The organism is uncultured Chitinophaga sp., from assembly GCF_937874145.1.
Taxonomy (GTDB): Bacteria; Bacteroidota; Bacteroidia; order Chitinophagales; family Chitinophagaceae; genus Chitinophaga.
Genome location: NZ_CALNBI010000014.1, coordinates 1 through 8,889, shown reverse-complemented (window position 1 = coordinate 8,889; position 8,889 = coordinate 1). Strand labels below are relative to the sequence as shown.

Genomic DNA, 8,889 nt, shown 5'->3' with positions numbered 1-8,889 from the left:
CGCTTCTGCCTCAGCATGGCGTGACCCGCCTGCCCGTCTATGAGACCCGGCTTCTGGCGCCGCCTGCGCCAGACGACCTGCACGGCGTCCTGATCCACTCGCCCCGCGCCGCCCACGCCGCCGCAGCCCGGCATCATTCCACCCAACCCGCCCGTTCCGCCCGTGGCCGCCTTCCCGCAGCAGGTGGTGTTTGACAGGAGCACCGGCGCCGTGTACCACTACACACCCGGCGATACCGTAGTGCCCGGCGGCAGGATCATCATCCGCGACAAACAGGGAAAGGAAAAAACGTATAATTCAATCGACGACATGTCGGCCGAGGAGAGGAAAGAGTTCGAAGATAGCTACATCAATATGCAGCAATCTTTCAAATTCAACCACAATTTCAATTTCGACAAGCATTTCACCTTCGATTCCAGCATGTTTAAAAACATGAATATCAACATACGCGAGCTCCAGGCAAACGCCCTCCGGCAGCTGCAGGATATCGATCTGTCCAAATTCCGGATGCAGCTCGACGCGATGAGCGATATGAAATGGGAAGATCTCGACGAATCCGTGAAACAGAAGATCAAAAAGGAAGACTGGGAGAAAAATTTGAAAAATGCACTGAAAAACCTCGAAAAGATCGACTGGAAAGCACAACAGGAAGAAATCAAAAATGCGATCGAAAAACTCAGGAAAGAAGAATTCAAACACCGCAAGGAAGCCGAAAAATACGGCCGCGACGCAGCGAAATACCGGACGGATGCCGAAAAATACCACCGGGATAACGCCAAATTCCAGGCAGAAGCCATGGCCAGCAGCCAGCGGGCCCGCCAGGAGGTGCTCCGCGCCCAGGCACAGCGCGACCTGTCCGAAAAGCACCAGGTCATCGCCCGGGAAAGGGCGGCAAAGGAACATGAGCGCGCCCTGCGCACCGCCGAAGCCCACCGCAGCCTTACCGAAAAGAACCGGGCTTCCACCCGGAATTACAACAACCTGTTGCAGAAACTGGAATCCGACAAGCTGATCGACCGCAACGAAGGATTCGATATCCAGAAGAAAGGGAACGAATTCTTCATCAACGGGAAAAAGCAACCGGACGACGTAAAAAAGAAATACGAACAATATCTCGAAAACGACAACGTTACTATACGTGGGAAACAATCGAACCTGCAAATCCATGCGCAGGACGACAAATAAGCGCATGCAGGCTCTTTACCCGCTCATGTAACCATTCTCCGCCATTCTAATCTCATCCCCGCTGCCGGTTCCGGTGGCGGTTTTTTGTTTATATTTGTCGCTCGTTTCATCACCCTTTAAAAAACCCGCGCATATGCCGTCTTTCGATATCGTGAGCAAAGTCGACCTCCAGACCCTGGACAACGCCATCAACACCGTTAAAAAAGAAATCAACAACCGTTACGATTTCAAGGGGTCGCCCGTGGAAATCGACCTGGATAAGAAGGAAATGATCGTGAAGCTGGAAGTGGAGTCGGACATGAAGCTGGACCAGGTGATCGACGTGCTGATCAGCCGGAGCATGCGCCAGGGGCTGGCTGCTGAGATTTACGACCTGAGCAAGGAGCATTATGTGAGCGGGAAGGTGGTGAAGAAGGAAGTGCCTGTCCGCAACGGGATCAAGCAGGACGATGCGAAGAAAATCGTGAAGATGATCAAAGATTCCGGTTTGAAGGTGCAGGCCGCGATCATGGATGACATTGTTCGCGTTACGGGTAAAAAAATCGATGATTTACAAGACGTTATACAGAAATGCCGCGAAGCGAACCTGGGAATCGCGCTCCAGTATGTGAATATGAAAAGCTAAAATTTCTTTGCATTTTCAAATTATTGCTTTACCTTTGCGCTCTGTATTTATTAACTTATTGATATGAAACAGGGAATTCATCCGGAAAATTATAGATTCGTAGTGTTTAAAGACATGTCCAACGGGGATAGCTTCCTGGGCAAATCCACCACTCCTACCCGCGAAACCATCACCTGGGAAGACGGTAACGAGTATCCGTTGATCAAGCTTGAGATCTCCAATACTTCTCACCCGTTCTATACCGGTAAGAACGTACTGGTAGATACCGCAGGCCGTATCGACAAATTCAACAAACGTTACAAGAAAGAGGCTAAATAAGGCATCTTCCGAATATTTTTACGATCCCGCCGAATGCTTTCGGCGGGATTTTTTATTTTCGCCGGGTTATGAACCGTCACTACATCCTGTTTGATACGCCCGAGCGCGACGAACTCTACCCTTTCACGCACACCCGGCCCGTTGCGGAAATCCGTACGGGTATCCTCACTATTCGCGAAAAATGGGAAAAATGGCTTGGCACCGGGCCGCTCAGCAGCTTTACAGCCGAGTACCTCCAGGCCAAATATCCCCTGCAGAAAGCCCCGCAGGGCGCTATTACCGTATTGGTGAACGGGCACCTGCTGCCCTCCGCCGGCGTCGTGGAAACGCTCGCCGCCATGGAGCCGGGGCAGGAACTGTACAAAAACGGCAGGCTGCTGGCCAAACTCATCAGCGGCGATGACTTCTTCGCCCCCGCCACGCTGGTGCGGCTGGAGTATGAGGGCGAGATCCGGCGGGTCGACAGGCCCTGGGATATCGTCCGCCATAACGAATCGGCGCTGCGCGACGATTTTGCGTTGTTGACGAAGAGGCGGAAATCGGCGCCGGTTTCCGCGACGAACCAGGTGGTGAACCCGAAACAGGTGTTTTTGGAGCCGGGTGCGAAAGTGGAATGCAGTGTGCTGAATGCTTCGGCGGGGCCGATTTATGTGGGGAAGGATGCGGAGATCATGGAAGGGAACCTGGTGCGGGGGGCATTCGCCATGGGCGAAGGCGCGGTATTGAAGATGGGCAGCCGGATTTATGGCGCCACTACGTTAGGCCCGCGGAGCGTGGCTGGCGGGGAGATCAAGAATTCCGTCTTTTTCGGGCATTCCAACAAGGGGCACGACGGCTACCTGGGCGACGCGGTGATCGGCGAATGGTGCAACCTGGGCGCCAACACCAGCTGTTCCAATATGAAGAACAACGCCCGCGAAGTGCGGATCTGGATGGAAGCGAAGCAGGAATATTGGCCGGCCGGGACCAAATGCGGCGTGATGATGGGCGATTTCAGCCGTTGCGGGATCAATACCATGTTCAACACCGGTACCGTGGTGGGCGTGAGCTGCAACGTTTTTGGCGGTAATTTTCCGCCTAAGTTCCTCCCCTCCTTCAGTTGGGGCGGGGCCGGCATTACGGACAAATACCGGCTGGAAGAGGCGCTGCGGGACGCGGATGCGTGGATGCGGCTCAAGGGCGCGCAGTTGTCGGAGGCGGACCGGGAAATTCTGACCCGAATATTTCGGGGATAAATGCGTATTTTTCGCGCCACTTATCAAAAGCACCGTAAAATCATGAGAAAGAAGATCGTAGCAGGCAACTGGAAGATGAACCTGACCCTCGCGGAAGGCGAGCAGCTGGTGAAGGATATCCTGGCGGCCGGCATTACTTTATCTGGAGACCAGGCTGTGGTGATCGCCCCGCCTTTTCCGTACCTGCAGCAGGTAAAAGCATTGACCCGTAACCAACCCAACGTGTTTGTGGCCGCGCAGAACTGTGCGAGCGAGAAGTCGGGCGCTTATACCGGCGAGGTGTCTGCCGCCATGCTGGCGTCTGTAGGCATCGACTACGTGATCCTGGGGCATTCCGAGCGCCGGGAATATTTCAATGAAACGAATGCGCAGCTGGCGAAGAAGATCGACCAGGTGCTGGCCAACGGGCTGAAGCCTATATTCTGCTGCGGCGAGCCGCTGGAAGTGCGGAAAGCGGAGACGCAGAACGCTTATGTGGCGAAGCAGCTGGAAGAAAGCCTGTATCACCTGGATGCTGCGGCTTTGCAGCAGGTGGTGATTGCTTATGAACCGATCTGGGCAATTGGTACGGGTTTGACGGCGAGCGCGCAGCAGGCGCAGGACATGCATGCGTTTATCCGCGGGCAGATCGCGGCGAAGTATGGCCAGGAAGCGGCTGCGGGTTTGACGATCCTGTACGGCGGCAGTGCGAAGCCTTCGAATGCGGCGGAGTTGTTTGCTTCTGCGGATGTGGACGGCGGGCTGATCGGCGGCGCATCGCTGGTGGCGGCAGATTTCGCGGCGATCATCAAGAGCTTGTAAGCGATTGTAAGATATGGTGGCTGAAGGGGTTATGCCTTTCGGCCATTTTTTTTAGTATTTTTTGCTAACTTTTTTAGTATTTGCCAATTTTATTCGTATGTTTGTGTTGTGAAAGGAGGCGCTGTTATCCTGGTGCTGAACATGATAACGGTTGTTTCGAATTGATGATTGCATAATCATAAATGCCATGGAACAGGAAGTATTACACGATTACATGCTGGTAGTGCATCCGGACGCGCAGACGGTTCAGGATGTGAGCACGTACAAGCATTTGATAGCGGAGGAGCTGGGAACGGCTGCCGGATCATTTTCACAGGCGCACATTGCCTTGTTCAGATCGGAATTTCCGGAGCGTTACGAGCAATTGTTTGTGACGATGCTGGAGCGTTTGGTGGCGGATCAGTCGGCGTTTACGGTGTATACGTCCCGGATCGATCACAGTCGTCATGCCAGTGGCCGGCACATGTTTTATGTGAATGTCGCCAATCCGAAGCCGTTGGAGGAATTGCACCGGAAGGTGATGCAGGCGTTCGAATTGCAACCGGCGGGTTATCGTCCGCATATAGCGTTGGCGCGTTCGCTGCAGCCGCATCAGTTTGCGCAGTTGTCGCCTTATTTGTCGGGCAAGGTGTTCGTGCGGAGTTTTCATTGCCACAGTTTCAGTTTGCTGAAGCGTGCTGCGGGCGGTGACCGTTACGAGGTGGTGCGGGATTTTATGTTTGGCCGGGAAGTTCCGTCGAGCCATCCGTTGTTCCACCGTGCGGCGTAAATGGCCGGGCGTGTGTGGCGCATTATCGCGGCTTCGGGAGCGATGTCCCGGGGGCCGGAATGTTTATCAAACTACAGTCGCAACTGTTGAATATATTTTTTAGAGTCAGTATCATTTAGTTACGGGTCGGGCGTTTATCACCCGGCCCCTTCTACCCTAACCCACTACTTACAACCCATCCGATTCAGGAAATAAACCCTTGTATTCGCGTGCTTTTTGGGCATGCACCGGTAATATGGAAAATGGGATCACTGGCTTTCTGGCCTGGTGGCGGGATATCGTTTGTCAATGATCGATGTGCTGCCTGCCGGGGCGCGGGCCGGGGATCAAATGGCCCGATGGATGTCCGATGGAGGCATGCATCCTTCAACAAGGGAGGCCATACCATTGCCCGTACGCTAAATTCCCGTGGGGATCTGCCGGAGTTTTCGCCCGAATAGCGGAAAGCGCCGGCCAGCCCGAGGTTGATTTGCTTTAACAGTGAATTACGTAACTGCTTCCTGGCCAAAGCGCCCGGGAGTAAGGAATGGCTTGTCCGATCTGAGGGTCGTGCTTTGGAAATGCTGAGCTTAATTGTCCGACCTGGGACGCAGGTTGTCCGGATTTCACACATGGTTTGACTGACCAGCAGCTAAAGCTTTGAAAATAACAAGCTTGAAAATCTGGGACGCGGATCACCTGCGAGATCGAACTCGTTGGAAATGATGAACTTAAAGGCCCGATGTGGGTGCACGCTGCCCCATTGGCAAGCCGTCAAGCTCCAGGCATGAAGCTAAAGCTTTGGAAACGAGAAGCTTAAAGGCCGATCTGGCGACGCAGGCCACCTCCGAAACCGGCCGAAGGCTTGTCCAATCTGAGGTAACGTTTTCAAAATGAATGATTTAAAAACCTGAGGAAGGATGCACACAGCCCGAAGAACAAGCCGTAGCGCGCCAGATCTGAAGCCAAGCCACGCTCCCGGCAACCCGGTGCCGTGTGCCTGCGTAAACAAAACGATAGTCAATAACAAAAATTTCCGGTTGTTGGGCAATTGCCCAGCAAACGGCTCACTAACCGCCAGTAAATTTAAAGTTATGGAATGGGTGCCGCTCAAACCGATATATAAACAGGGAAACGCATCCCCCTCTGCGGAACAAACAGTGTTCTCCTGGCTCAGCCGCGCAGGCTTCCAGCTGGAACAACTCCGCAGAAGCGTGGAACCTCCCGTCAACGAATACTTTTACTTTCATCCATCCCGATATATTCAAATCCACATGGTAGAAGATCCGGAAACAGGCCTGGCCCGTTTCTTTATCTTCTACCCCGGCGGACAAACCCTCGTTGCCCCGGGCATCCCCGAGCTCCAGGCCACCATCGCCGCCGGATAAACCACCCGGTAACCAATTTTGTTAGTTTATAAACCGATCCCGTAATTATGTTGCATAAAGAAATCGTAGTCAAAGGAATGGTGCAGGGCGTTTACTTCAGGGCCACCGCCAAATCCGTGGCCGCCAGCATGGGCCTCAAAGGCCAGGTCAAAAATCTGCCCGACGGTCATGTTTGGATCGCAGCCGAAGGCCCCGCCTCCGCCATGAAAGAATTCATCGACTGGTGCAAAATCGGCCCCTCCGGCGCCAAGGTCTCCGGCCTCGATATAACCGACGGCCCCCTGCAACACTACACCGAATTCAGTATCCTGCATTGATTTTTTTTCGTATTGCTTCCTCATTCACATTCTCCGAAACTCTTTACCAGCAAGAGTTACAGTAACCTGTCGAAATATTTTTTCAGCACGTTGGGCCTCTGCCCAGCGGAAAAAAGAAATAATTCGATGATCTTGAACCTTTTGGAAGCAAACTAAAAATGTCAACCCAGGCCCCGGATATATTGCGCCTTTTCGGAACAAATCTCCGCCGAATCAGAAAGGAAAGAGGCTTCAGCCAACGCGACCTCTCTGCACGTTGCAACGTCGACAATGCAGACATTTCCCGGATGGAAAACGGTGAGATCAATGTTACACTCCGCACACTGTCTCAACTGGCAGATGCGCTGGATGTAGCGATCCTCGAACTGTTGTCCGACAGCAAAACATAAAAAAAGCAGGACGAACGTCCTGCTTCTTCATGAATCTTATATGTATCTCATCTTTACAGCAACTGCAATTTCTTCTTTAATTCCTTATCCAGCGCAGCTTTCGGAACCACCACATTAATCGTGTTCACGGCGAAATACGGCTCCGATACATAGAGGTAGCCTTCAAATTTCGACCCCACTCCCCAGGAATTCTTCACAATGAAAAAGCGCTTGTCGCCTTTCCCCTTGCCAATCCCCGTGATATGCATCAGGTGATCGTCCTGCGTCACGAGCTTTTCGAACAGCTCCTGCCGGTACTCCGGCGTCACGTTCACTTCAGCCGCCGACGGGTCCGGCTGCTGGCGGTTCCAGAGGCTGTCATACTTCGGGCTCAGGGCGTAGCCCCCGTCGTGCGCGAACCCACGATTGCTCACATCCGCGTCCCACATTACCGTATATCCCTTCTGCACGGCATTCCAGGTCGCCCCGATCAGCTCGTTGAGCGATATGTTGTAGAAACTCCCGTTGGCATGGTTATCTGGCAATTCCAGTACAAAGGAGGAATAAAAAGGGTGATGCGTGAACGAAGTCAGGCTCACATAATCGGCAGGATCGAATTTTACCACCTGCTTCGCATATTCCTGCGGCGTATAGGTTTTGCCGTTATACTCGAATTTAGCGGGAGGCGCTGCGCCCATGTACTGGTCCATCAGCGCGGCGAAACCCTGCTCCCACTTCGGGTCCACCGGGCGGCGGCGCAACAACGTATCCAGGAATTTCTTCAAAGTATCGGCCATCTTGCCGTGGTTGAACTGCTCCTGGCCGGGCAGCTTTCCGCTGTACACCGATTCGGGCATCAGTCCGTCCCTGCCGGCAGCGATCAGCACATCGTGACCGAGACCACCTTCACCAAACTGGGCAGCGCCCTGGCGCTTCACATAATTGCGGGCTTTCATCAGGTACACATTCCGCACCACGAACATTTCCGACAAATCCGGCTGGCCGGCCGCGCCGTTCTTCAAACATTGGCTTTCGATCAATGAAACAGTCGAAAAACACCAGCAGGTGCCGGTTATTCCCTGGTACTTCACGGGGGTGGCCGCATTGTTCCGGATCACGGTGATTTCCTGTGCGGGCGGATTGGCGATGCTTCGGGGCGTCTCCTGCGCGGTTGCGGCAAATCCTGCCAGCAATACGGCACATGTCATAAGTTGTTGTCTCATAAGCAGCATGGGTATTTACCGCTAAAATACGAAAGCCTGATCAGTTTTCGTGCGTAACGCGCCCATTTCCGGAAACCGACTGCTCTACTCTCGCATCGCCCTTATACCGAACGCTGCCACTGCCGGATATCGCGATCTCCAGTTTTTTGCTCACGTTCACGAAGGCTTTCCCGGAACCGGAAATCGCGATCTCCGCTTCCTGTACTGCCATGGCAGGCGCATCCACGTCGGCGGAACCCGAAATCGCCACCTCCGTTTTATCAGCCTTACCCGCGAGTTTCACTTTGCCATTGCCGCTGAGGGCCACTTCCAGCTTCTCGTAATCCACGTCCAGGTCGGCTTCGCCGATGCCGCTGAGCGCCACTTCCAGCCTGTCTCCCTTCAATTTACCGGCGGATTTGAACTGCACTTTGCCACTGCCGGCCAGTTCGGAAATCGTCGGGTTGGTGATCCACACATTGATGGGCCTGCTCGGTCTTAATTCAGTGTTGCGGCGGTAACGGATCTCCAGGTCATGGCCGTCCAGCACGGTTTCGATGTAGGGCAACAGGTTTTCGTCGCCTTCAATTTCAATGGAAGTACTATTCCCCTGGCGTATCTGTACGTTGAACTGTCCGCCCACGCCGATGCTCTCGAACGAACCGGAAACCGAACGGTTTTCTTTCTTCATCACGCCGTTTC

Annotated in this window: 11 protein-coding genes; 9 read left to right on the top strand and 2 right to left on the bottom strand. The window is 53.7% G+C overall.

Features of this window, described 5'->3' with window-relative positions; translation table 11 throughout:
- Positions 1-162: 162 nt before the first annotated feature.
- The 9 genes from Q0510_RS00490 to Q0510_RS00450 all read left to right on the top strand — a co-directional run bounded on the left by Q0510_RS00490 (position 163) and on the right by Q0510_RS00450 (position 7,006).
- Complete coding sequence (locus Q0510_RS00490; RefSeq protein ID WP_298707253.1) at positions 163-1,185, top strand: hypothetical protein; 1,023 nt, start codon at positions 163-165, stop codon at positions 1,183-1,185.
- 133 nt (positions 1,186-1,318) lie between these two features.
- Positions 1,319-1,810: a YajQ family cyclic di-GMP-binding protein gene (locus Q0510_RS00485; protein WP_298707250.1), complete on the top strand. Its 492-nt coding sequence runs from the start codon at positions 1,319-1,321 to the stop codon at positions 1,808-1,810.
- A 63-nt stretch (positions 1,811-1,873) separates the two neighbouring features.
- On the top strand, positions 1,874-2,128 hold the full coding sequence (locus tag Q0510_RS00480; RefSeq protein ID WP_298707248.1) for a type B 50S ribosomal protein L31: 255 nt from the start codon (positions 1,874-1,876) through the stop codon (positions 2,126-2,128).
- A 68-nt stretch (positions 2,129-2,196) separates the two neighbouring features.
- Entirely contained in the window at positions 2,197-3,363 is a 1,167-nt protein-coding gene (locus Q0510_RS00475; protein ID WP_298707246.1) for a putative sugar nucleotidyl transferase, read from the top strand.
- 42 nt (positions 3,364-3,405) lie between these two features.
- A complete protein-coding gene (gene tpiA, locus Q0510_RS00470; protein WP_298707245.1) occupies positions 3,406-4,164 on the top strand; it encodes a triose-phosphate isomerase in 759 nt (252 codons plus the stop codon).
- 187 nt (positions 4,165-4,351) lie between these two features.
- Positions 4,352-4,933 carry a 2'-5' RNA ligase family protein gene (locus Q0510_RS00465; RefSeq protein ID WP_298707243.1) on the top strand — a complete coding sequence of 194 codons (582 nt, stop codon included), beginning with the start codon at positions 4,352-4,354 and terminating at the stop codon, positions 4,931-4,933.
- A gap of 1,073 nt (positions 4,934-6,006) precedes the next feature.
- Entirely contained in the window at positions 6,007-6,300 is a 294-nt protein-coding gene (locus tag Q0510_RS00460) for a hypothetical protein (RefSeq protein WP_298707241.1), read from the top strand.
- Positions 6,301-6,347: 47 nt separating this feature from the next.
- On the top strand, positions 6,348-6,617 hold the full coding sequence (locus tag Q0510_RS00455; RefSeq protein ID WP_298707240.1) for an acylphosphatase: 270 nt from the start codon (positions 6,348-6,350) through the stop codon (positions 6,615-6,617).
- A 158-nt stretch (positions 6,618-6,775) separates the two neighbouring features.
- A complete protein-coding gene (locus Q0510_RS00450) occupies positions 6,776-7,006 on the top strand; it encodes a helix-turn-helix transcriptional regulator (RefSeq protein WP_298707238.1) in 231 nt (76 codons plus the stop codon).
- A 53-nt stretch (positions 7,007-7,059) separates the two neighbouring features.
- Here Q0510_RS00450 and Q0510_RS00445 read toward each other — a convergent pair whose 3' ends face one another.
- A complete protein-coding gene (locus Q0510_RS00445) occupies positions 7,060-8,208 on the bottom strand; it encodes a C1 family peptidase (protein ID WP_298707236.1) in 1,149 nt (382 codons plus the stop codon).
- Positions 8,209-8,248: 40 nt separating this feature from the next.
- Positions 8,249-8,889 (bottom strand): head GIN domain-containing protein (locus tag Q0510_RS00440; protein ID WP_298707234.1); only part of this gene is annotated, 641 nt, incomplete at its 5' end.

Excerpts from the sequence above, each read along its gene's own strand:
- Q0510_RS00485 (WP_298707250.1), top strand. The coding sequence starts at position 1,319 with ATGCCGTCTTTCGATATCGTGAGCAAAGTCGACCTCCAGACCCTGGAC.
- Q0510_RS00480 (WP_298707248.1), top strand. The coding sequence starts at position 1,874 with ATGAAACAGGGAATTCATCCGGAAAATTATAGATTCGTAGTGTTTAAA.
- Q0510_RS00475 (WP_298707246.1), top strand. The coding sequence starts at position 2,197 with ATGAACCGTCACTACATCCTGTTTGATACGCCCGAGCGCGACGAACTC.
- tpiA (WP_298707245.1), top strand. The coding sequence starts at position 3,406 with ATGAGAAAGAAGATCGTAGCAGGCAACTGGAAGATGAACCTGACCCTC.
- Q0510_RS00465 (WP_298707243.1), top strand. The coding sequence starts at position 4,352 with ATGGAACAGGAAGTATTACACGATTACATGCTGGTAGTGCATCCGGAC.
- Q0510_RS00460 (WP_298707241.1), top strand. The coding sequence starts at position 6,007 with ATGGAATGGGTGCCGCTCAAACCGATATATAAACAGGGAAACGCATCC.
- Q0510_RS00455 (WP_298707240.1), top strand. The coding sequence starts at position 6,348 with ATGTTGCATAAAGAAATCGTAGTCAAAGGAATGGTGCAGGGCGTTTAC.
- Q0510_RS00450 (WP_298707238.1), top strand. The coding sequence starts at position 6,776 with ATGTCAACCCAGGCCCCGGATATATTGCGCCTTTTCGGAACAAATCTC.
- Q0510_RS00445 (WP_298707236.1), bottom strand. The coding sequence starts at position 8,208 with ATGAGACAACAACTTATGACATGTGCCGTATTGCTGGCAGGATTTGCC.